General features: G+C 73.0%; 19 protein-coding genes and 1 pseudogene. 12 read left to right on the forward strand and 8 right to left on the reverse strand.

All coding sequences use genetic code 11. From position 1 onward, the window contains the following. Positions 1–4: 4 nt before the first annotated feature. Positions 5–1,435 carry a protoporphyrinogen oxidase gene (gene hemG, locus ACIRYZ_RS17530; protein WP_402944905.1) on the forward strand — a complete coding sequence of 477 codons (1,431 nt, stop codon included), beginning with the start codon at positions 5–7 and terminating at the stop codon, positions 1,433–1,435. Further along, positions 1,432–2,157, forward strand: a complete 726-nt coding sequence (gene hemQ / locus ACIRYZ_RS17535) for a hydrogen peroxide-dependent heme synthase (protein WP_380614165.1) — start codon at positions 1,432–1,434, stop codon at positions 2,155–2,157. The genes hemG and hemQ overlap by 4 nt, the downstream gene beginning before the upstream one ends. A gap of 69 nt (positions 2,158–2,226) precedes the next feature. Here the strand turns inward: hemQ and ACIRYZ_RS17540 are convergent, their stop codons facing one another. The 3 genes and pseudogenes from ACIRYZ_RS17540 to ACIRYZ_RS17550 form a co-directional block, all read right to left on the reverse strand. Beyond that, the gene (locus ACIRYZ_RS17540; RefSeq protein WP_402944908.1) at positions 2,227–3,009 is read right to left on the reverse strand and encodes a TIGR04222 domain-containing membrane protein; all 783 of its coding nucleotides are present in this window, start codon (positions 3,007–3,009) and stop codon (positions 2,227–2,229) included. 69 nt (positions 3,010–3,078) lie between these two features. Beyond that, the gene (locus tag ACIRYZ_RS17545) at positions 3,079–4,131 is read right to left on the reverse strand and encodes a TIGR04222 domain-containing membrane protein (RefSeq protein ID WP_402944910.1); all 1,053 of its coding nucleotides are present in this window, start codon (positions 4,129–4,131) and stop codon (positions 3,079–3,081) included. 27 nt (positions 4,132–4,158) lie between these two features. Continuing rightward, positions 4,159–5,474: pseudogene (locus tag ACIRYZ_RS17550) on the reverse strand (DUF692 domain-containing protein). Positions 5,475–5,738: 264 nt separating this feature from the next. Here ACIRYZ_RS17550 and ACIRYZ_RS17555 point away from each other — a divergent pair. Further along, positions 5,739–6,665 (forward strand): GNAT family N-acetyltransferase, encoded by a 927-nt coding sequence (locus tag ACIRYZ_RS17555; protein WP_402944912.1) that lies wholly within the window; start codon positions 5,739–5,741, stop codon positions 6,663–6,665. 84 nt (positions 6,666–6,749) lie between these two features. On the opposite strand, the gene ACIRYZ_RS17560 is transcribed toward ACIRYZ_RS17555, so the two are convergent. Further along, positions 6,750–7,004: a hypothetical protein gene (locus tag ACIRYZ_RS17560; protein ID WP_402944915.1), complete on the reverse strand. Its 255-nt coding sequence runs from the start codon at positions 7,002–7,004 to the stop codon at positions 6,750–6,752. 224 nt (positions 7,005–7,228) lie between these two features. On the opposite strand from ACIRYZ_RS17560, the gene ACIRYZ_RS17565 reads away from it, so the two are divergent. The 6 genes from ACIRYZ_RS17565 to ACIRYZ_RS17590 all read left to right on the forward strand — a co-directional run bounded on the left by ACIRYZ_RS17565 (position 7,229) and on the right by ACIRYZ_RS17590 (position 12,956). Then, positions 7,229–8,239 (forward strand): MBL fold metallo-hydrolase, encoded by a 1,011-nt coding sequence (locus ACIRYZ_RS17565; RefSeq protein WP_402944916.1) that lies wholly within the window; start codon positions 7,229–7,231, stop codon positions 8,237–8,239. Between the two features lie 46 nt (positions 8,240–8,285). Next, on the forward strand, positions 8,286–10,028 hold the full coding sequence (locus ACIRYZ_RS17570) for an ATP-binding protein (RefSeq protein WP_402944919.1): 1,743 nt from the start codon (positions 8,286–8,288) through the stop codon (positions 10,026–10,028). A gap of 313 nt (positions 10,029–10,341) precedes the next feature. Beyond that, a complete protein-coding gene (locus tag ACIRYZ_RS17575; RefSeq protein WP_355671806.1) occupies positions 10,342–10,773 on the forward strand; it encodes a roadblock/LC7 domain-containing protein in 432 nt (143 codons plus the stop codon). Then, positions 10,770–11,123, forward strand: coding sequence for a DUF742 domain-containing protein (locus ACIRYZ_RS17580; protein WP_402944922.1), 354 nt, complete (start codon positions 10,770–10,772; stop codon positions 11,121–11,123). The genes ACIRYZ_RS17575 and ACIRYZ_RS17580 overlap by 4 nt, the downstream gene beginning before the upstream one ends. Then, positions 11,101–11,766: a GTP-binding protein gene (locus ACIRYZ_RS17585; protein WP_402944924.1), complete on the forward strand. Its 666-nt coding sequence runs from the start codon at positions 11,101–11,103 to the stop codon at positions 11,764–11,766. Before ACIRYZ_RS17580 ends, ACIRYZ_RS17585 begins: the two co-directional genes overlap by 23 nt. Next, complete coding sequence (locus tag ACIRYZ_RS17590) at positions 11,763–12,956, forward strand: cytochrome P450 (RefSeq protein ID WP_402944927.1); 1,194 nt, start codon at positions 11,763–11,765, stop codon at positions 12,954–12,956. The genes ACIRYZ_RS17585 and ACIRYZ_RS17590 overlap by 4 nt, the downstream gene beginning before the upstream one ends. Positions 12,957–13,001: 45 nt before the next feature. Here the strand turns inward: ACIRYZ_RS17590 and msrB are convergent, their stop codons facing one another. The 4 genes from msrB to ACIRYZ_RS17610 form a co-directional block, all read right to left on the reverse strand. Continuing rightward, positions 13,002–13,406 carry a peptide-methionine (R)-S-oxide reductase MsrB gene (gene msrB / locus ACIRYZ_RS17595; RefSeq protein WP_380614176.1) on the reverse strand — a complete coding sequence of 135 codons (405 nt, stop codon included), beginning with the start codon at positions 13,404–13,406 and terminating at the stop codon, positions 13,002–13,004. A gap of 22 nt (positions 13,407–13,428) precedes the next feature. Then, positions 13,429–14,838 (reverse strand): UDP-N-acetylmuramate--L-alanine ligase, encoded by a 1,410-nt coding sequence (gene murC / locus ACIRYZ_RS17600; RefSeq protein ID WP_402944930.1) that lies wholly within the window; start codon positions 14,836–14,838, stop codon positions 13,429–13,431. A 109-nt stretch (positions 14,839–14,947) separates the two neighbouring features. Next, positions 14,948–15,409 (reverse strand): indole-3-glycerol phosphate synthase, encoded by a 462-nt coding sequence (locus ACIRYZ_RS17605; RefSeq protein ID WP_393026115.1) that lies wholly within the window; start codon positions 15,407–15,409, stop codon positions 14,948–14,950. A 51-nt stretch (positions 15,410–15,460) separates the two neighbouring features. Beyond that, positions 15,461–16,252, reverse strand: a complete 792-nt coding sequence (locus tag ACIRYZ_RS17610) for a pyrimidine reductase family protein (protein ID WP_393026117.1) — start codon at positions 16,250–16,252, stop codon at positions 15,461–15,463. Between the two features lie 135 nt (positions 16,253–16,387). On the opposite strand from ACIRYZ_RS17610, the gene zapE reads away from it, so the two are divergent. The 3 genes from zapE (at position 16,388) to ACIRYZ_RS17625 (ending at position 20,469) form a co-directional block, all read left to right on the forward strand. Continuing rightward, complete coding sequence (zapE, locus tag ACIRYZ_RS17615) at positions 16,388–17,437, forward strand: cell division protein ZapE (protein WP_402945241.1); 1,050 nt, start codon at positions 16,388–16,390, stop codon at positions 17,435–17,437. Positions 17,438–17,540: 103 nt separating this feature from the next. Then, the gene (gene uvrB, locus ACIRYZ_RS17620; RefSeq protein ID WP_402944934.1) at positions 17,541–19,637 is read left to right on the forward strand and encodes an excinuclease ABC subunit UvrB; all 2,097 of its coding nucleotides are present in this window, start codon (positions 17,541–17,543) and stop codon (positions 19,635–19,637) included. A 253-nt stretch (positions 19,638–19,890) separates the two neighbouring features. After that, a complete protein-coding gene (locus ACIRYZ_RS17625) occupies positions 19,891–20,469 on the forward strand; it encodes a TerD family protein (protein ID WP_402944936.1) in 579 nt (192 codons plus the stop codon). Positions 20,470–20,591 lie beyond the last annotated feature (122 nt).

The raw sequence follows: 20,591 nt of genomic DNA on the forward strand, positions 1-20,591 counted from the left end.
AGGCATGTCGGATGCACAGGTCGTCGTCGTCGGTGGTGGGATCGCGGGGCTGGCTGCGGCCGCCTTCCTGAGCGGGGTGGCCGGGGGGCCGGCGCGGGCCCGGGTGACGGTGCTGGAGGCGTCGGGGCGGGTCGGCGGGAAGCTGTGGGGCGGTGAGGTCGGCGGGGTCCGGGTGGACCTCGGGGCCGAGTCGGTGCTGGCGCGGCGGCCGGAGGCGGTGGAGCTGGCGCGGGCGGTCGGGCTGGGGGACGAGCTGGAGCCGCCGACCACCGCTAAGGCGGCGATCTGGACCAGGGGCGCGCTGCGGCCGCTGCCGGGCGGGCAGGTGATGGGCGTCCCGGGAGACCTGGAGGCGCTGGCCGCCTCCGGGGTGCTCACCGCCGAGGGCCTGGAGCGGGCCCGGCACGAGCGGGGGACCGAGGTCGGGGCGGACGTCGCGATCGGACGCTACGTCGCCGACCGGCTCGGCCAGGAGGTGGTGGACCGGCTGGTCGAGCCGCTGCTGGGCGGCGTCTACGCCGGGCGCTCCGACGAGATCTCGCTGCGCGCCGCCGTGCCGCAGCTGCTGCCGATCGCGCAGGGCGGCGGCTCGCTGGTCGAGGGGGTGCGCGAGCTGGCCTCCCGGCCGACGGTGGTCGGCACCCCGGTGTTCCAGGGGCTGCGCGGCGGCCTCGGCACCCTGCCGGAGGCGGTCGCCGAGGCCTGCGTCAAGGCGGGCGTGGACCTGCGCACCGACACCCCGGTGGACGAGCTGCGCCGCACCCCCGAGGGCTGGCGCGTGGTCGCCGCCGGCGAGGTGCTGTACGCCGACGCCGTGGTGCTGGCCGTCCCGGCCCCGGCCGCGGCCCGGCTGCTGCGCGCGGATGCCCCGGCGGCCGCCGTCGAGCTGGCCACCGTCGAGTACGCGGGCATGGCGCTGGTGACCCTGGCGTTCCGCCGCGCCGACCTGGCCGAGCTGCCCAGCGGCAGCGGCTTCCTGGTGCCGCCGGTGGACGGGCGGCGGATCAAGGCCTCGACCTTCTCCTCCAACAAGTGGGGCTGGCTGGACCGCTCCGCCCCGGACTCCTTCCTGCTGCGCACCTCGCTGGGCCGCTACCGTGAGGACGAGGCGCTGGAGCTGCCGGACGAGGAGCTGGTGGCCCGCTCGCTGGCGGACCTGGAGGAGGCGATCGGGCTGACCGCCCGGCCGTACGACACCTTCGTCTCGCGCTTCACCGCCGGCCTGCCGCAGTACCCGGTGGGCCACCTGGACCGGGTGGCCCGGGTGCGGGCGGCGGCGGAGGCGGTGGGCGCGCTGGCGCTGTGCGGCGCCGTGTACGACGGGGTGGGCATTCCGGCCTGCATCGGTTCGGCGGCCGCCGCCGCGGCGGCCATCGACAAACTGTTGACCCCGGCGACCGGGGAAGGTTCCACGGAGAGGACAATGGGCGCATGACTGAGACCGTTGAGCAGCAGCCGGAGCAGCAGCCCGAGAAGAAGAAGGCGCGCGACCTGAACCAGGTCATCCGCTACACCATGTGGTCGGTGTTCAAGCTCAAGGGCGGCCTGCCCGAGGACCGCACCGCCCTGGCTGCCGAGGTGGACGAGCTGTTCGCCCAGCTGGCCGCGAAGGACGTGACCGTGCGCGGCACGTACGACGTGTCCGGTCTGCGCGCGGACGCCGACATCCTCGTCTGGTGGCACGCCGCCGACTCGGACGACCTGCAGGAGGCGTACAACCGCTTCCGTCGTACCGGCCTGGGCCGCCACCTGGAGCCGGTCTGGTCGAACATGGCGCTGCACCGCCCGGCCGAGTTCAACAAGTCGCACATCCCGGCCTTCCTCGCCGACGAGCGCCCGCGCGACTACGTCTGCGTCTACCCGTTCGTCCGCTCCTACGAGTGGTACCTGCTGCCGGACGCCGAGCGGCGCGCGATGCTCGCCGAGCACGGCCAGATGGCCCGTGGCTACCCGGACGTGCGGGCCAACACGGTCGCCTCGTTCGCGCTCGGCGACTACGAGTGGCTGCTCGCCTTCGAGGCGGACGAGCTGCACCGGATCGTCGACCTGATGCGCGACCTGCGCCCCTCCCGGGCCCGGCTGCACGTCCGCGAGGAGGTCCCGTTCTTCACCGGCCGCCGCAAGCCGGTGAGCGAGCTGCTGAACGGCCTGGTCTGACCCGCGCCCTACGGAGGCCGGTCCCCTGTGTACGGGGGGCCGGCCTCCGGTCGTTGCCACGGGCGCGGGTTACGTCCGGTGCGGGCGGAGGGCGGCGCGCAGGCGGGGGTCGGGGAGGGCGGCGGGGCCGTTCATGGCGACGGCGGTGAGGAGTTCGCGTTCCTCGTCGTCGGCGAGGCCGTGCTGTCGGGCGGGCCGGACCTCGCGCAGGACCTCCTGGCCGATGGGGGAGGCCCAGCGGGTGTAGGGGTAGACGTCGACGCGGGCCATCAGCAGGGTGCCCGAGGTGAGGATCAGCGGCAGGGAGAACCAGGCGAGCGGGGCGAGGGTGTCACCGCCGGTGAAGCCGCTGAGGGAGAGGGCGGCGGCGAGCAGGACCAGGGTCAGCAGCAGGGCGTGCCGGACGTGGCGGACCACCACCACGGTGTCGCGCTGCACCGGGGCCGGGGTGGCCAGGCCGGCCAGCGAGAGCCGGGCGCCGATCTCCAGCACGGTGGGGTGCTCGGCCATCGCCCGGCGCAGCTCGTCCGTTCGGCACTGGCCCTCGGGGCCGACGGTGGCGATGATCGCGCGCTCCAGGCGGCTGCGGCCCTTGGGGTCGACCACGGTGGTCCAGCCGGTGTGGGCGAGGTGCAGGCGTCCCCGGCCGGCCATCAGGACGAGGGCGAGTTCCACCACCCGGTCCGGGCCGCCGGCCAGGTAGGCGGTCTCGTACAGACCGATGCCGACGGCCTCCGGTGGACGCAGCAGGTCCTGATCGGCCAGGGCGTCGGCAGCGGCGGTCATCCGTACCAGCCGGAGGCAGGCCAGCACCGCTGCGACACAGGCCGGGATCAGGAACAGCAACCACATGGGCTTGTTCTATGCCTGGGCCGACGGCGTGGGGAACGGCTTCCCGGAGCGCGATACCGAACTGTGACGTCAGGAGCCGCCACAGCTGCTCCCGCAGCTCGAACCGCAGCTGGACCCGCAGCTGGAGGAGGACCCGCAGCTGCTGGAGTGCGAGGAGCCGCACGAGGAGTGGTGCGAGGACCCGCACGAGGAGTGGTGCGAGGAGCCGGAGTCGGGAGAGCCGCAGGACGAGGTGCTCGACGAGCAGGAGGAGCCCGAAGAGGAGGAGCCCGACGAGGAGGACGAGGAGGAGAAGAGGGACGAGGACGAGGACGAGGAAGCCTGCCGGATCGCCTCCTCCTCGGCCGCCGCGGCCAGCATCGCCGACTCCAGCTCCTGGTTGTCCATCGCGGCCGCGGCCATCCCGCCGAGGGCGACCGCGCCCAGCATCGCGCCGCCGGTCAGCTTCGGCGGGACACCGGACTTGGGCGTCCACGGGGTGCCCTGCATCAGGGTCAGCTGGCGCTGCCCGGCCGGGGTGATCCGGCCCCTGGCCGGCGCGGTGGTGACCAGCGCGCCGGCGCCGGCGAACAGCAGGAAGCCCGGGACGAAGAGGTTGGGGCGGTCGGAGAGGATCTCGCCGTTGTCGAGCAGCAGGGCGACCGGGATGGAGACCGCGACGAGGAGCATCGCCTGCCAGAGGAACCGACGGGCCTTCCGGGCGCGCTCCAGCCGTTCGGGGCGGCGCATCAGGCCGCGGTCGGCGAGCCGGTCGCCGATCTCCTGGACGGCGGCCGAGCGCATCACCATACGGCGCAGCGGGCCGAGTTCACGGCTGCCGGTCGGGCCGACGGCATCGTGGATCGCCTGGTCGACGGCGTCGTAGGGCTTGGTGCCGGTGAGGGTGACCAGGCCGGCGCGGTTGACCACGGCCTGCTCGCCGAGGTGCATCCGGACCATCGCGGTGTCGAAGACCCGGCCGGGGCCGCCGGCCAGGAACGCGGTGTCCAGCAGCGGCAGCCCGCGGCCGGGCAGGCCCTGCGGGTACGGGACGTGGCCGACCCGTTGCCGGGTCTGGACGGCGTACAGGGCGGCGGCGGCCAGCAGGACGGCCGGGATCAGGAAGTAGCTGTTGTGCCACATGGGCGGTTCCCCCGAGATGATGTCGGTTCAGCGTTCGCGCAGGGCCCGGCGCAGGCGGGCGAGCGGGCCGGGAGGCCGCTCGGGCGCCGGGTGGAGCCACAGCTCCAGGGCCCGGCGGCGGTCGACGGCGAGCGGGCCGCCGTCGGTGCGCACCCACTCGGCGAAGGCCCGGGCGTCGGCGCGGTAGCCGCCGGTCTGCGGGTGGGTGCGGGCGTAGTCGAGGAAGAGCGGCCCGTACTGTGCCCCGAGCAGGCGGGGCAGGTCCGGGGCGACCTTCGCGGTGGTGTCTCGCCGTTTGGCGGCGAGGCCGGTGGACTGGGCGCGGACCTGGCTCGGATCGAAGCCGGGCGGGACGGGCCCGCCGGCCACCAGGGCGGCCATCAGCTCCTCCTGGCGCTGGGCCAGGCGCTCCCGGGCTGTGCCGGTCGCGCACTCGCCTCCGAGGAGCGCCTCGGCGCGGTTGTCGGTCTCGGATGCGCCTTTCAGGTCGGTCATCGCAGGGTGCTCCCCTCCAGCACCCGGCGGATGGCGTCCAGTTCACCGGCCAGCTCGGTGGGCGGCGGGAAGTCGGCGTCCCGTTCCAGCAGGACGCCGGGCGGTGCGACCCGCGCGCAGAGTTCGGCCAGGACCTCCAGCACCGGTTCGGTGACGGGGTGGGCGTGGGTGTCGTGCCAGACGCCGTCGACCAGGGTGCCGCCCGCGACGTGCACGTAGGCGAGCGCCTCCAGCGGCAGGCGATCGAGTTCGGCGGCCGGGTCGGTGCCCAGGTTGACCCGGTTGGTGTGCAGGTTGGCGACGTCGATCAGCAGCCGGACGCCGGTGCGCTCGACCAGTTCGGCGAGGAACTCGCCCTCGGTGAACTCGTCGTCCGGCCAGGCGAGCTGGGCGGCGATGTTCTCCAGGGCGAGCGGCACCGGCAGCTGCTCCTGGGCGATCCGGACGTTCTCGGCGATCACCCGCAGCGAGTCCCGGGTGCGGGGGACGGGCAGCAGGTGGCCGGCCTCCAGGCCGCCGGCCCGGACGAAGGCCAGGTGCTCGGTGACCAGTGGGGAGTCGAGAGCCAGCGCCGTCCCGGCGAGTTTGCCGAGCCGGGCGGGGTCGGGCAGGTCGGCGCCGCCGAGGCCGAGGCCGACGCCGTGCGGGACGACGGTGACGCCGCGCTCGCGCAGGACGGTGAGCGAGGTGGGCAGGTGGTCGGCGCAGATGTTCTCGGCGACCACCTCGACCCAGTCCAGGCCGGGTTGGCGCTCGACCACGGTGTCGATCTCGGTGCGCCAGCCGACGCCCACGCCGAGCCGGGTGGCGGTGGCGGAGCCGGGCAGGTCCAGGGCAGGGGAAGTCATCGGTTCGCCCCCTTCGGAGGGCTGGACGGGGAGGCCGTCGGGCGGTGCGGGCGTCGTCGCCAGGACCGCGCGGCCGTGCTGCTGAGGATGTCCCCGGGCGGGGTGGTTGCCAAGCCTCACCCGGTCTTCTCAGAGCATTATTTGAGCTTGCCGTCCTGGTGCTGACGGACTCTAGTCCCCGGCCCGGGGCAGCCCCGCAGGTGGTGGCCCGTCGGCGGGAAAGTCGGAGGCGGCGACGGGTCGACGCGGCTAGCGTGCGAATCCATGACTTCGACTGAACTGACGATCCGAGACTTCCGCCCCGCCGACGCCGAGGCGGTGGCGGCCGCCCACCGGGCCGGGCGCGAGCACCTGGTGATGAGCGCCGAGGCCCTGCTCTGGATGAACGCCCGGCAGAATCCCGACGAGCACTTCCGCACCTTCGTCGCCGAGCTGGACGGCCGGGTGGTCGGCGCGGTGCGCTGCGGCCTGGTGCTCGGGACGACGACCACCGGCGTCGGCGACGCCAACGGCAGCGTGCTGCCGGAGTTCCGGCGGCGCGGCGCGGCGACCGCGCTGCTGGCCGCGGCCGAACGGCACCTGGCCGGGCACGGGGTGACCGAGCTGCACAGCTGGCTGGACGAGGAGCCCGAGTCGCTGGCCTTCGGCTCCGCCCGGGGCTACGAGCTCGGGAGCACGGCGCAGTTCGGCGGGAGGGACCTGACACTGCCGCTGCCCCAGGCGCCGGTCCGGCCGGCCGGTGTCGAGCTGCGCCCGGCCACCGACTGGGTGGACGATCCGCGCCCGCTGTTCCTGGTGGAGGCGGAGGCCATCCGGGACGAGCCCGGCGAGGTGTCGATGGACGCCCTGGACTACGAGGAGTGGCTGCACGGCGACTGGGCCCGACCGGACCTGGACCGGGGGCTGACCGTCGTCGCGGTGGTGGACGGCGAGCCGGCCGCGTTCACCATGGCGCAGACCGACGGGGTGGACCGCTACTGGTCCGCGTTCACCGCCTGCCGCCGAGAGTTCCGCGGCCGCGGTCTGGCCAAGCTGGCCAAGCTGGAGTCGCTGCGGCTCGCTGCGGCGGCCGGCTACCGGAGCGCGTACACCAGCAACGACATCACCAACGCGCCGATGCTGGCGGTCAACGCGTGGCTCGGGTACGAGCGCTGTGCGGGGGAGCGCAAGGGGATCAGGGGTCTGAAGTAGCCAGGGGTTTGCCTATGGTCTGACGGTCCGAATTTCCGCGATGGGGTGGTGAACCGTTGGCAGTTGAGTGTTGTTGAGTGGTCTTTAATGTTCGTGAGCGACCTTCGAGGCGCTGTACAGCTCGGCCGGGGAGCTGATCCGCGACCACGGCTTCATCTTCGTCGCCCGTACGCCCCGGCGCGCGCCGTGCATCGTGCTGTGCGGGGTGTTCGCCTTCGGCTCCGCGATGGCGGTGGAGGCGCTGACCGCGGCGAGCCGGAACTCGCCGTTGGCGGCGCTGTTCCGCTCGCGGGAGAAGGGGTTCGTCGCGGTGGAGGGGCGGGTGATCGGTCTGGACACCGTGGACGTCACCGTCGAGGTCTGCCGCGTGCTGCCCTCGCCCCGGTCCGACGTCCCGTCGGGGTTCCGGGGCGAGGTGTCCACCGGTCGTCCCGAGATCTGAGACGATTGGTCTCGACCACGCGGCGCGAAACCGGACAGCCCGGGAGGGACTGGGGCATGAACTCCGGCCGTCCGCGCAGGTTTTACCCCACTCCTGGCGCAAGGTGGGCATAATCGCGCGCATGACGATCAACCGTGCGAACGTGAGCGCGATTGCCGAGGACCTGTACGTGTGGCTCCCCCCGAAGCGGGGCTGGGGCCTGGCCAACTGTGGCCTGCTGGTCTCGGAGACCACCGCGCTCTGGATCGACACCCCGTACGACCCGTCGCTGGCCGGGGAGTTCCTCACCGCGAGCCGACGCCTGCTGCCGACCGGGGTGGAGATCGACCGAGTGGTCGTCACCCATGCCAACGGCGACCACCTGTGGGGCGCCGGGGTGCTCCCGGACGCCGAGGTGATCGCCACCCGCGAGGCGCTGGACCACATCCACTGGGAGCCCTCCCCGCAGCAGCAGCACGCGCTGATCGCCAACAGCGACCCGGACTCCCCGCTCGGCGGCTACCTGCGGGAGCACTTCGGTCGCTTCGACTGGTCCGAGACCGAGGCGGTGCACCCGGACACCGTCTTCACCGGCGAGCTGGAGCTCAAGGTCGGCCGCTACCCGGTCCAGATCACCAGCCTGCCCGCCGCCCACACGGGTGGGGATCTGATGGTCCACCTCCCGCACCAGCGCGCGGTGTTCACCGGCGACGTGGTCTTCTCCTCGACCCCCGAGCAGCCCGGCGACCACCCCTCGCACTGGGCCGGCCCGCTGGCGAACGTCATCGGCGCCTGCGAGCAGGCCCTCGCCACCGGCGCCGAGATCTTCGTCCCCGGCCACGGCCCGGTGCTCGACCGCGACGGCGTCCGCCGGCACATCGGCTACCTCGACTACGTCCGCGAGCGCGCCCACGCCCTGCACGGCGCCGGGATACCCGCACTGGACGCCGCTCGGCGGGTGATCGCCGAGCAGCGCCACCCCGAACTCGGCCTGCCCGAGCGGCTGGTGCTCACCGTCGCGGCCGAGTACCGGCACCTGGACGGCTCCGCCAAGCCCGGCATCCTGGAGTCGATGGGCCAGGTCGCCCTGGTGGCCCGCGAACTGGCCGAAGAAACCGCCCGCGTCCCGCGCCCGCGCTCCGGCCGGAACTGACCCCCGCGGCCCAGGCGCCAGCCGGCCAGGACACCCGAGGACTTCGATGCAGATCGCGCTGATCGCCCTGGTGCTGGCCGCCGCCGCGGCCACGGTCGTGCTCTCCCGTGGCCGGGCCCGCGCCGTCGCCCGGGCGACGGCCGCCGAGACCGCCCGCGACCACGGCGAGGAGCGCGCCCGGGCCGCCGAGGCCCGACTCGCCCGCGCCGAACAGGAGTTGCACGACTCCCAGGAGGCCGTGCGGCACTCCGTCGAGGAGGCCCGCCGGGCCGGGGAACGCCACCGGGCCGCGGACGAGCGCCACCGGGCCGCCGAGCGACAGGCCCGGGAGGCGCAGGAGGCCGTGCGGGAGGCCGTGCGGGAGGCCGAGCAGCGGGGCGCCGCCGCGACCACCCGGGCCGAGGAGGCCGAACGCCGGCTCGCCACCGCCGAGCAGCACGCCGCCGCGCTGCTCGCCGAGATCGGCCACCTCGCCCAGGAGCGGGTCGCCGCCACAGCCGTACGCCTGACGCACGCCAACGCCCCGCTGGTCGGCCCGCTCGACCCGGAGGCCGTCGGAGCCGAGGCCGTCCGAGCCCTGCAGTCCGTCCTGGACGCCGCCACCGCCGCCCTCGCCGACGAGCGCGAACGGGTCGACGCCGCCGCCCGGGCCGCCATGCGCGGCGCCACCTCCCGGATCCAGACCCTGCTCTACCAGATCCAGAGCCTGGTCCAGCAGCTCCAGCACGACAACGACGACCCCCGGCTGCTGGAGGTCGACTTCCGCAACGAGGTCGCGCTGCGCCGGATCCAGACCGTCGCCGTGCTCTGCGAGGCCTGGCCGGGTCTGGCCCGCACCGACTCCCCGCTCACCGAGGTGGTGGTCGGCGCGCTCTCCCGGGTGCCCGGCTATGCCCGGATCAAGGTCGCCAACCACCTGCGGGAGCAGCGGCTCGCGGTGGTCGCCCGGGCCGCCGAGCCGATCGCCATCGCGATCGCCGAACTGCTCGCCAACGCCACCGCCTACTCCCACCCGGAGACCGACGTGCCGGTCACCGTCCAGCAGGGCGGTCGCGGCGCGCTGGTGATCACCGACGACAGCGGCATCGGCATGGACGAGGACCAGCTGCGCCGGGCCCGCCGTCTGCTGGCCGGCCCGCCGGACGTGCTGCTCACCGAGCTCGGCAACCCGCCCAGGACCGGCTTCGCGGTGGTCGGCAAGCTGGCCCGGCAGTACGGCTTCACCTGCCACATCGAGCCCTCGCCGTACGGCGGCATGCGGACCATCCTGCGGATCCCGGCCGCGCTGGTGACGGTGGTGGACGAGGAGCAGCCGCTGTCGGTGCTCACCCCGCTGCCGCTGCGGGCCGGCGGCGGCCCGGCTCCGGCGCCCACGGTCCTGGCCGTGCCGCCGATGCGCGATGCCGACGAGCAGGACGGGCCGGTGCTCGACGACCGCCACAACCAGCCCGGCCCGCTCCCGCCGCCGGCCATCCACGCGGTGCCCGACCCCGACCCGGTCGCTGAGCGGCCCGGCGACGACAGCGGCCTGCCGACCCGGCGTCGCCGCCGTCCGCTGACGGCCGAGGAGCCCGCCGGGGAGCCGACGGGGGACCTGGGCGCGTCTGCGGTCGCACCGCATGTCCGCAGCCCCGAGCAGGCCGCCGCCCGCTGGCAGGCGTTACAGCGGGGTACCGACGCCGGCCGGGCCGCCCTGACGCAGGGCGCCCGCACCGGCGCCGTACCCGAAGAGAACAGCACCACCGGTGACCACACCACCGGCCCGACCTTGGAAGGAGCCGAGCATTGAACCCTCCCCCCGCCGAAGCAGGGGAATTCCTGGCTCAGGAAGCCCCACAGGTCAGCGACCTGAAAGGTCTCACTCCCTCAACGCCAGCCGGGACGGAACCTGCCCGGTTTGGTGCAGCAAAGCTGACGTGGCTCGTGCTTGGTTCTCGCAACGCGCCGTTGTACTGGCTTGGTTCTCGCTCAGCACTGAGCGCATCCTGCTCGACCACGTGGGCGGTCATTCGTCCTGGCGGCGAAACCCTGTCTCCCGCCCTGCTCCGTAGGAGTTCGGTTCCATCCCTGGCCGAAGCCGGGGACACCCTCGGAGGTTTCCAGTGAGCAGCTCGCCCAGCCCGACCGCCACCGACGAGATCTCATGGGTGCTGAACCCGTTGCTGGAGCTGCCGGGGGTGCTGCACGCGGTGGTCGCCACCGGTGACGGACTCGTCGAGGCCGCCTCCGACGGCCTCGGCCGGGCCTCCGCCGAGCGGGTCGCCGCGATGACCGCCACCGTGCACGCCGCCGCCCGCGCCTTCACCACCGCCTTCACCGACGCCGAGCGGCCCCGACTGGCCCAGACCGTGGTGGAGTCCGACCTCGGCTACGCCGTCGTCGTCCCGGCCGGGGAGAACACCTCGCTCGCCGTGTTCACCGCCCCGGACGCCCAACTCGGCAACGTGGCTTACCAGATGCAGCTCCAGGTCGCCGCCCTGGGCCGCGCGCTCGCCAGCCCGTCCCGGCGGCAGGACCCCACCGCAGGGTCATGAGTGCCGTCCCCCGCAGGCGGATGGTGCCCGCCTACCTGGCCACCGGCGGCCGCAGCCGCCCCGGCACCGAGGGCTTCGAGCGGCTGACCGTGCTGTTCGCCGACCGCGCCGAACCGCCGACCGGACTCGAACCCGAACACCGCCGGCTCTGGGAACTGCTGCGCCCCGGCGCGCTGACCGTGGTGGAGGCCGCCGCGCACCTGCGCCTGCCGGTCAGCGCCACGGTCTTCCTCGCGGCCGATCTGGTCGAGGCAGGCTTCCTGCACGCCCGCGCGCCGATCCCGCGTGCCCAGCAGACCGACCGTTCCATCGTCGAGAGGCTCCTCGTTGGACTCCGTGCGCTCCGGTGACCGGGCCGGCTCCCCCGAGGGGCGGCCGAGCCGGGTGGGCTACCTGCCCGACCGGGACCAGACGCTGATGAAACTGGTGGTCGCCGGCCCGTTCGGGGTCGGCAAGACCACGCTGATCCGCACCCTCTCCGAGATCGCCACCCTGCACACCGAGGAGGCGATGACGGAGTCCGGGCGGCCGGTGGACGACCTGGCGGGCCTGCCCGAGAAGTCCACCACCACCGTCGCGGTCGACTTCGGCCGGCTCACCCTGCCCGGCAACCTGGTGCTCTACATGTTCGGCACCCCGGGCCAGCGCCGCTTCTTCCCGCTCTGGCAGGACGTCGCCCGCGGCGCGCTGGGTGCCCTGGTGCTCGCCGACACCCGCCGGCTGGCCGACTCCTTCGAGATCATGGACATGGTCGAGGAGCAGGGGCTGCCGTACGCCGTGGCGGTCAACCGCTTCCCGGATTCCCCGGACCACCCGGTCGAGGTGCTGCGCACCCACCTGGACCTGCACGCCGCCACCCCGCTGCTGCACTGCGACGCCCGCGAGCGCGGGAGCAGCCTCGACGCGCTGATCGCCCTGGCCGAGCACGTCCTCGACACCCTGCCCGCCGCCGCCACCACCACCGCCACCGCCGCCGCCCGGGAGGGCTCGTGACCGTCGAGACCCGCCCGACCCCGATCTACGGCCCGGTCTTCGCCGCCGACCCCCAGCTGGTGTACGAGCGGCTGCGCCGCCACGGCGCCGTCGCCCCGGTGGAGATCGCGCCCGGCGTGGACGCCCTGCTGGTCACCGACTACCAGGCCGCCCTGGACCTGCTGCGCGACACCGACACCTTCTCCAAGGACTCCCGCGCCTGGCAGCGGACCGTCCCGCCGGACTCCCCGCTGCTGCCGGTGCTCGGTTACCGCCCCACCGCCCTGTTCAGCGACGGCGGGACCCACGCCCGCTACCGCGCGGTGATCACCGACGGCCTCGCCCTGTTCGAGCCGCACCGACTGCAGCGCCAGGTCGCCGAGGCCGCCCACCAGCTGATCGACGGGTTCGCCGCGGTCGGCCGCGCCGACCTGATCGCCGAGTACGCCCGCCGGCTGCCCGCCTTCGTGCTCACCACCTGGTTCGGCGTGCCCGAGGAGCAGCGAGCCCGGGTGGTGGCCGCGATCACCGGGCTGATCGAGTCCACCGAACGGGCCGGCGCCGCGTACGGGGAACTCGTCGGGGTGGTCACCGGGATGGTCGCCGAGCGGCGCGAGCGCCCCCGTAACGACCTCGCCTCCTGGTTCGTCACCCACCCGGTCGCGCTGGACGACGAGGAGGTGATCCGCCAGATCACCCTGACCATGATCGCCGGGCACGAGCCGACCACCAACCTGATCGGCAACGCCCTGCTGCGGCTGCTCACCGACGCCCGCTACGCCGGCTCGCTGTTCGGCGGCGCGATGACCGCCCACCAGGCGATCGACGAGGTGCTCTGGCACGAGCCGCCGATGGCCAACCTCTCCGCCCACTACCCGCGCTACGACATCACCTTCCACGGCCGGGAGATCAGGGCCGGCTCGCTGGTGCTGGTCTCGTACGCGGCCGCCAACTCCCAGGCCGCGCCGCCCACCGACGGCACCGAGCTGCGCAGCGGCGAGAGCGCCCACCTGGCCTGGGCGGCCGGCCCGCACGCCTGCCCGGCCCGCGACCCGGCCCTGCTGATCGCGATCACCGCGATCGAGCAGCTGACCAGTCGGCTCAGCGACCTCGAACTGGCCACCCCAGCGGGGGAGTTGCTCTGGCGCCCGGGCCCCTTCCACCGCGCCCTGGTACACCTGCCGGTCCGCTTCGCGCCGCTGGCCGGATAGCCGGAAGGCCCGGACGACGATCGTCCGGGCCTTCCGCCGTCCGTCCTACTCGGCCGGCCGCAGCGTCAGCGAGATGCTGTTGATGCAATACCGCTGGTCGGTCGGCGTCCCGTAGCCCTCGCCCTCGAAGACGTGCCCCAGGTGCCCGCCGCAGCGGGCGCAGCGCACCTCGACCCGGCGCATGCCGAGCGAATCGTCCTCGATGTACTCGACCCGGTCCTCGGCCAGCGGCGCGTAGTACGAGGGCCAGCCGCAGTGGCTGTCGAACTTGGTCTCGGAGCTGAACAGCTCCGCCCCGCAGGCCCGGCAGCTGTAGACGCCGACCGTCTTGGTGTCGGTGTACTCGCCGACGAACGGGCGCTCGGTGCCCGCCTCGCGGAGGACGTGGTACTCCTCGGGGCTGAGCTGGGCGCGCCACTCGGCCTCGGACTTCTGGATCTCGTAGCTCATCACGACTCCCGCTCGGCGTACGTCAGACGTTGGAGGCAACGTTCGCGAGGTGCTTCAGAATTTCGGGCCCGAGGTTGGTGACGTCGCCCGCGCCCATGGTGAGCAGCAGGTCGCCCGGGCGGGCCAGCCCGGCCAGCAGGGCGGGGGCGGCGGCGAAGTCGTGCTCGGCGGTGATGTCGGCGCCGGCCCGGCGGGCGGCGTCGATGATCAGCTCGCTGGTCACGCCCGGGATCGGGTCCTCGCGGGCCGGGTAGATGTCCAGCACCACCGAGGCGTCGGCCAGCGCGAGGGCCTGGCCCATCTCCTCGGAGAGCTGCTGGGTGCGGCTGAACAGGTGCGGCTGGAAGACCACCAGGACGCGGCCCTCGCCGTCCAGGCCCTCGCGGATCGCCTCCAGGTCGGCGGTCATCTCGGTCGGGTGGTGGGCGTAGGAGTCGATCACCTGGACGCCGGACTCCTCGCCCTTGAGCTGCAGGCGGCGGCGCACGCCGGTGTAGGCGCCGATCGCCTTGGCCAGGTCGGCGGCCGGGACGCCCAGGGCGACGCCGGCGGCCAGCGCGGCGACCGCGTTGTGGGCGTAGTGCCGGCCGGGCACCGAGACGGTGAAGGCCAGCTCGGCGCCGTCCAGCAGCACGGTGACCTCGCTGGTCATGCCGTGGGCGACCACCGACAGGACGCGCACGTCGGCGTCCTCGGCGGAGCCGACGGTCACCACGTTCAGCCCCTCGCGGGCGGCCACCCGGGCGGTCAGCTCGCGGGCGCCGTCGTGGTCGGCGGAGACCACCAGGGTGCCGCCGGGGGTGATCCGGCCGACGAAGGTCTCGAAGGACTCGTAGATCTCCTCGATCGAGGCGTAGTTGGCGTGGTGGTCCAGCTCCACATTGAGCACGATCGCCACCTCGGGCGCGTACTTGTGGAAGCTGCGGTCGCTCTCGTCGGCCTCGGCGACGAAGATCTCGCCGGCGCCGTGGTGGGCGTTGGAGCCGGGGGCGTCGAGGTCGCCGCCGATCGCGTAGGACGGCTCCAGGCCCAGCTCGCCGAGGGCGACGGCGAGCATGCTGGTGGTGGTGGTCTTGCCGTGGGTGCCGGCCACCGCCAGCGCCCGGCGGCCGCCCATCAGCGCGGCCAGCGCGTCGGAGCGGTGCACCACCGGGATGCCGCGCTCGTGGGCGGCGGCCAGCTCCGGGTTGTCGGCGCGGATCGCGCTGGAGACGACGACGCAGCTGGTGCCGTCCGGCACGTGCTCGGCGGCGTGGCCCACGTGCACCGTCGCGCCGAGGGCGCGCAGCGCGAGGACGGTCTCGGACTCCTTGGAGTCGCTGCCGGAGACGCTGGCACCGCGCACTGCGAGGATCTTCGCCAGGCCGGACATCCCGGCGCCGCCGATGCCGATGAAGTGCGGGGCGTGCAGGTCGTGCGCGGCGTCGTTCAAGGCGTGTGCTCCGTACGGGCGGGGGCTGGTGGGCAGGCGGGTCCGGCGATGTGCGAATCGTCCTCGCGGGCGGACCGCAAGGACGATTCTGCACCACGGGCGCGCGGAGCTAGGAGTCGCTGGCGAACAGCCTCAGCACCGGGACCCCCACCTTGTGCCGGGCCTGGGAGGCCCAGTCGCGATGGAAGAACTCCTCCACGAAGTGCGGTGAGGTGAGCACCACCACTTCGTCCGCGCGCTGTTCCTCGACCACCGCGCGCAGCCGCTCCAGCGGCTTGTCCTCGACCAGTTCGCCGGCCGCCTCGGCCCCGGCCCGGCGCAGGTGGCGCAGGCTGTGCTCGAGCGATTCACCGGCCAGGGTCGGACCGCTCTCGGATTCGTCGTGCTCGTGCACCACCTTGTCGAGGTGGCCGAGGGCGACGTCGTCGAGCGCCCGCAGCAGTTCGTCCTGCTTGCCGCGCGGCTGCATCAGGACGACGAAGGACACCTTCTCGTCGCTGTGGAGCGTCGTGACGAGCTCCACGTCCGCGTCCGAGAGAGCCTTTTCGATCATCAGTACCGTCTTGAACACGTGAGTCCCTTCCAGTGGCCGGCCCCCAGGCCCCGGCATCGCATAACGGGATCACGATCGGGGGGTCACGGGGTCATCCGAACCCAGGTGACGCAGGTAGCGGGTGAAGAGGAATCCTTTCTGCTCGATCAATGAGACCAGCCGCATCCGTTGCACGTCAGGCATTTGCGCATCGTGGACGATGCGCGGCGCGTCGCCGCCCGTGATCAACGGGGCCAGCGACAGGCACAGCTCGTCCAGCAGGCCCGCCGCCGCGAGCTGTCCCAGCAGCCGCGGGCCGCCCTCGCTCAGCAGACGGGTCCAGCCCCGCTCCACCAGGGCCGCCACACCGGCCCGCAGGTCCACCGAACCCCGCCCGGCGAGCACCAGGTCGGCCACCTCGGCGACCGCCCGGCGGCGCTCCTCGGGGGCGTCCTCGACGGTGATCACGACCGTCCTGACCAGCGGTTCCGCGAACAGCGGTGCACTCAGGTCGAGGTCCAGCGAGCGGCTCACGATCGCGATCGCCGGGGCCGGGGCCTGCCCCGCCGCCGCCCGCGCCGCCGCGAACTCCCGACGGGCCCGGGCCGGACGGTAACCCTCCGCGCGGACCGTCTCGGCGCCCACCAGCACCACGTCCGACAGGGCGCGCAGCACACCGAAGATCCGCTTGTCGGCGTCGCCGGACAGGCCCTCGGACAGGCCCTCCAGCTTCGCCCCGCCGTCCAGTCCGGCCACCATGTTGGCGCGCAGCCACGGGTGCCCCTGATTCACCTGGTCGGGGTACGCGTAGACGGCGGCGAGCGACTCCAGCGCGGCCGGATCGGCGACCGGCGCACCCAGCGGGCTGATCAACTGTTGCATGCCCTCAGTGTTCCACCGAGGGCCGTTCGGAGGCGGTCCGGAGGCCGTCCGGAGGCGGTTCGGAGGCCGCATCGACCAGGCGTACCCTCTACTGATGTGCCCGCAGCCTCCCACCCCGCCACCGCGACCGAGTCCATAGCCGCCGCGAGCCCGGCCGGCAACCCGATCGCGCTCACCGACCGCCGCCCCGTCGTGCCCGCCGAGCGGCTGGTCGCCGAGATGGTCCCGCCGCCCCGGTTCGCCGACGTGAGCTTCGGGACGTACATCCCGGACCAGACCCAGCCCAGCCAGTACGAGGCCGTGCAGGTGCTGGAGCAGTTCGCGGGCACCCTCGCGCGAGGAAACGGTTCTGCGCCCAAGCGCAGCTGGTTCCGCCGCTCCGCCCCCGCGCCCACCGGCCCCGCCGGGGTCTACCTCGACGGCGGCTACGGCGTCGGCAAGACCCACCTGCTCGCCTCGCTCTGGCACGCCGCCCCCGGCCCGAAGGCCTTCGGCACCTTCGTCGAGCTGACCAACCTGGTCGGCGCGCTCGGCTTCCAGCAGGCCGTCCAGACCCTCTCCGGGCACACGCTGCTGTGCATCGACGAGTTCGAGCTGGACGACCCGGGCGACACCGTGCTGGTCTCCACGCTGCTCGGCCGCCTGGTCGAGAACGGCGTCAAGCTGTGCGCCACCTCGAACACCCTGCCGGAGAAGCTCGGCGAGGGCCGCTTCGCCGCCGCCGACTTCCTGCGCGAGATCCAGGGCCTGTCCGCGCACTTCCGCCCGATGCGGATCGACGGCCAGGACTACCGCCACCGCGGCCTGCCCGACGCCCCGCCGCCGTACACCGACGAGACCGTCGAGACCGTCGCCGCCCGCACCCCGGGCGCCTCGCTGGACGACTTCGACGCCCTGCTGGCCCACCTCTCCGCCGTCCACCCCAGCCGCTACGGCGCGCTGCTGGACGACGTCACCGCGGTCTGCCTGCGCGGCGTGCGCCAGGTCGACGACCAGTCCACCGCGCTGCGCCTGGTCGTCCTGGCCGACCGGATGTACGACCGCGAGCTGCCCATCACCGCCTCCGGCCTGCCCTTCGACCAGGTCTTCCCGGAGGACATGCTGCGCGGCGGCTACCGCAAGAAGTACCTGCGGGCCATCTCCCGCCTGGTCGCCCTGGCCCGGGACAGCGAGAAGCTGGGGTGAACGTCTTCGAGGGCGGAGGCCGCGAGCCCGCCATGAGGTTCGAGACGCACGCGGCCTGAGCGAAGCGGCCACGGTTGTCAGTCGTGGGTCGTACGGTGGACTCGTGCGACCCATCACGAGTATTGAGCGGTCCGTGGCGCCCTTCGAGGTCGTCAGTCCCTTCCAGCCGAACGGTGACCAGCCGACGGCGATCGCCGAGCTGGAGCGGCGGATCAGGGGAGGGGAGAAGGACGTCGTGCTGCTCGGTGCCACCGGTACCGGCAAGTCGGCCACCACGGCCTGGATGATCGAGAAGCTACAGCGCCCCACCCTGGTGATGGCGCCGAACAAGACGCTGGCCGCGCAGCTGGCGAACGAGTTCCGCGAGCTGCTGCCGAACAACGCGGTCGAGTACTTCGTCTCGTACTACGACTACTACCAGCCCGAGGCGTACGTCCCGCAGACGGACACCTACATCGAGAAGGACTCCTCGATCAACGAGGAGGTCGAGCGGCTGCGGCACTCGGCGACCAACTCGCTGCTCACCCGCCGTGACGTGATCGTGGTCGCCTCCGTCTCCTGCATCTACGGCCTCGGCACCCCGCAGGAGTACGTGGACCGGATGGTCCCGCTCAAGGTCGGCCAGGAGATCGACCGCGACGTGCTGCTGCGCCGCTTCGTGGACATCCAGTACGCGCGCAACGACGTGGCCTTCACCCGGGGCACCTTCCGGGTCCGCGGCGACACCATCGAGATCTTCCCGGTCTACGAGGAGCTCGCCGTCCGGATCGAGATGTTCGGCGACGAGATCGAGGCGCTCTACACCCTGCACCCGCTCACCGGCGAGATCATCAGCCAGGACGAGCAGATCTACGTCTTCCCCGCCTCGCACTACGTGGCCGGCCCCGAGCGCATGGAGCGGGCGATCACCGGCATCGAGCAGGAGCTGGAGCAGACGCTCGCCAAGCTGGAGAAGCAGGGCAAGCTGCTGGAGGCCCAGCGGCTGCGCATGCGCACCACCTACGACATCGAGATGCTGCGCCAGATCGGCACCTGCTCGGGCGTCGAGAACTACTCGATGCACTTCGACGGCCGCGAGCCCGGCTCCCCGCCGAACACCCTGCTGGACTACTTCCCGGAGGACTTCCTCCTGGTCATCGACGAGTCGCACGTCACCGTCCCGCAGATCGGCGCGATGTACGAGGGCGACGCCTCGCGCAAGCGCACCCTGGTCGAGCACGGCTTCCGGCTGCCGTCCGCGATGGACAACCGCCCGCTGAAGTGGGAGGAGTTCCTGGGGCGGATCGGTCAGACGGTCTACCTGTCGGCGACGCCCGGCCCGTACGAGCTGTCCCGCGGCGACGGCCAGGTCGAGCAGATCATCCGCCCGACCGGCCTGATCGACCCCGAGGTGATCGTCAAGCCGACCGAGGGCCAGATCGACGACCTGGTGCACGAGGTCCGCAAGCGGGTGGAGCGGGACGAGCGCGTCCTGGTCACCACGCTGACCAAGAAGATGGCCGAGGACCTCACCGACTACATGCTCGGCCTGGACATCCGGGTCCGGTACCTGCACAGCGACGTGGACACCCTGCGCCGGGTCGAGCTGCTGCGCGAGCTGCGCGCGGGCCGGTTCGACGTGCTGGTCGGCATCAACCTGCTGCGCGAGGGCCTGGACCTGCCCGAGGTGTCGCTGGTGGCGATCCTGGACGCGGACAAGGAGGGCTTCCTGCGCTCCGGCACCTCCCTCATCCAGACGATCGGCCGCGCCGCCCGTAACGTCTCCGGCCAGGTCCACATGTACGCGGACCGGATCACCCCCTCGATGGAGAAGGCGATCGAGGAGACCAACCGCCGCCGGGACGTCCAGCAGGCCTACAACAAGGAGCACGGGATCGACCCGCAGCCGCTGCGGAAGAAGATCGGCGACATCCTGGACACCCTCGCCCGCGAGGACGTCGACACCGACGAGCTGCTCTCCACCGGCTACCGCGGCGCGGGCCAGAAGGGCGGCAAGGCCCCGGTGCCGATGCTGGGCTCGGAGCGCAAGCCCGCCAAGTCGCTGCCGGCCGCCGAGCTGGCGGACCTGATCCAGGAGATGACCGACCGGATGCACACGGCCGCCGCCGATCTCCAGTTCGAGGTCGCGGCGCGGCTGCGCGACGAGGTGAAGGAGCTGAAGAAGGAGCTGCGGCAGATGCGCGAGGCCGGTGTGGCCTGACCTGTCTGCCGGTGCGTCGGGCTTGGCCGGTTCTCGCACCGGTCAAGCCCGGCGGTGTCTCAGCCTTGCCACAAACCGGGTAACTCGGAGGGGGCGGGGGTGCCGCAGGCCCTAGGCTGGCCTGCGGCACCGCGCCCTCGGGACGGGGTTGCGGGCCGTCTTGCAGAGGGGGCCTCAGCCGGGGGACGGCGACGGGGTGTTCCACCGGGAGCCGTGCGGGTGTGACCGCGTGGCCGGCAGAGAGGACAACGTCGTGTCGGTGAACCTTGCCAAAGGGCAGCGGGTCAGCCTCCAGAAGGGGGCGGGCGGCACCCTGACCGTGGTCCGGATGGGGCTCGGCTGGCAGGCCGCCCCCAAGCGGGGCCTGTTCGGCAGCCGGACCAGGAAGATCGACCTGGACGCCTCGGCACTGCTGTACGCCGAGAAGACCCCGTCCGACGTGGTGTTCTTCCAGCACCTGGAGTCCACCGACGGCTCGGTGCGGCACACCGGGGACAACCTGGAGGGCGGCTCCGGCGCCGAGGACGACGAGGCGATCCTCGTCGACCTGTTGCACGTGCCGGCGCACATCACCCAGGTGGTGTTCACGGTCAGCTCGTACACCGGGCAGACCTTCGCCGAGGTGAGTCGGGCGCACTGCCGGCTGCTGGACGAGACCACCGGGGTGGAGCTGGCCCGGTACGAGCTGGCGGGCGGCGGGCCGCACACCGGGCAGATCATGGCGAAGGTGGTCCGGGACGGCAACGGCGGCTGGGAGATGCAGGCGATCGGCGCCCCGGCCAAGGGACGGACCTTCCAGGACCTGCTGCCGGCGGTCGAGCCGTTCCTCTGACGGTCCTTTACCTTCTTTACCTTTCCTTGCCTTCCCTGTTACTCTCGACGGCAGCGGAGGGGAGTATTCCTCGACAGCCGACCCCGTCATCACGGGTGCCCGTCGTGGCACCCCGGGGCGCT

Source organism: Kitasatospora sp. NPDC101155, from assembly GCF_044768305.1.
In the GTDB taxonomy this organism is placed as follows: Bacteria; Actinomycetota; Actinomycetes; order Streptomycetales; family Streptomycetaceae; genus Kitasatospora.

Bases quoted from the DNA above. Each gene is read 5' to 3' on its own strand.
- hemQ (WP_380614165.1), top strand. From the start codon at position 1,432: ATGACTGAGACCGTTGAGCAGCAGCCGGAGCAGCAGCCCGAGAAGAAG.
- ACIRYZ_RS17540 (WP_402944908.1), bottom strand. From the start codon at position 3,009: ATGTGGTTGCTGTTCCTGATCCCGGCCTGTGTCGCAGCGGTGCTGGCC.
- hemG (WP_402944905.1), top strand. From the start codon at position 5: ATGTCGGATGCACAGGTCGTCGTCGTCGGTGGTGGGATCGCGGGGCTG.
- msrB (WP_380614176.1), bottom strand. From the start codon at position 13,406: ATGAGCTACGAGATCCAGAAGTCCGAGGCCGAGTGGCGCGCCCAGCTC.
- ACIRYZ_RS17545 (WP_402944910.1), bottom strand. From the start codon at position 4,131: ATGTGGCACAACAGCTACTTCCTGATCCCGGCCGTCCTGCTGGCCGCC.
- ACIRYZ_RS17565 (WP_402944916.1), top strand. From the start codon at position 7,229: ATGACGATCAACCGTGCGAACGTGAGCGCGATTGCCGAGGACCTGTAC.
- ACIRYZ_RS17580 (WP_402944922.1), top strand. From the start codon at position 10,770: ATGAGTGCCGTCCCCCGCAGGCGGATGGTGCCCGCCTACCTGGCCACC.
- ACIRYZ_RS17555 (WP_402944912.1), top strand. From the start codon at position 5,739: ATGACTTCGACTGAACTGACGATCCGAGACTTCCGCCCCGCCGACGCC.
- ACIRYZ_RS17610 (WP_393026117.1), bottom strand. From the start codon at position 16,252: ATGCAACAGTTGATCAGCCCGCTGGGTGCGCCGGTCGCCGATCCGGCC.
- ACIRYZ_RS17570 (WP_402944919.1), top strand. From the start codon at position 8,286: ATGCAGATCGCGCTGATCGCCCTGGTGCTGGCCGCCGCCGCGGCCACG.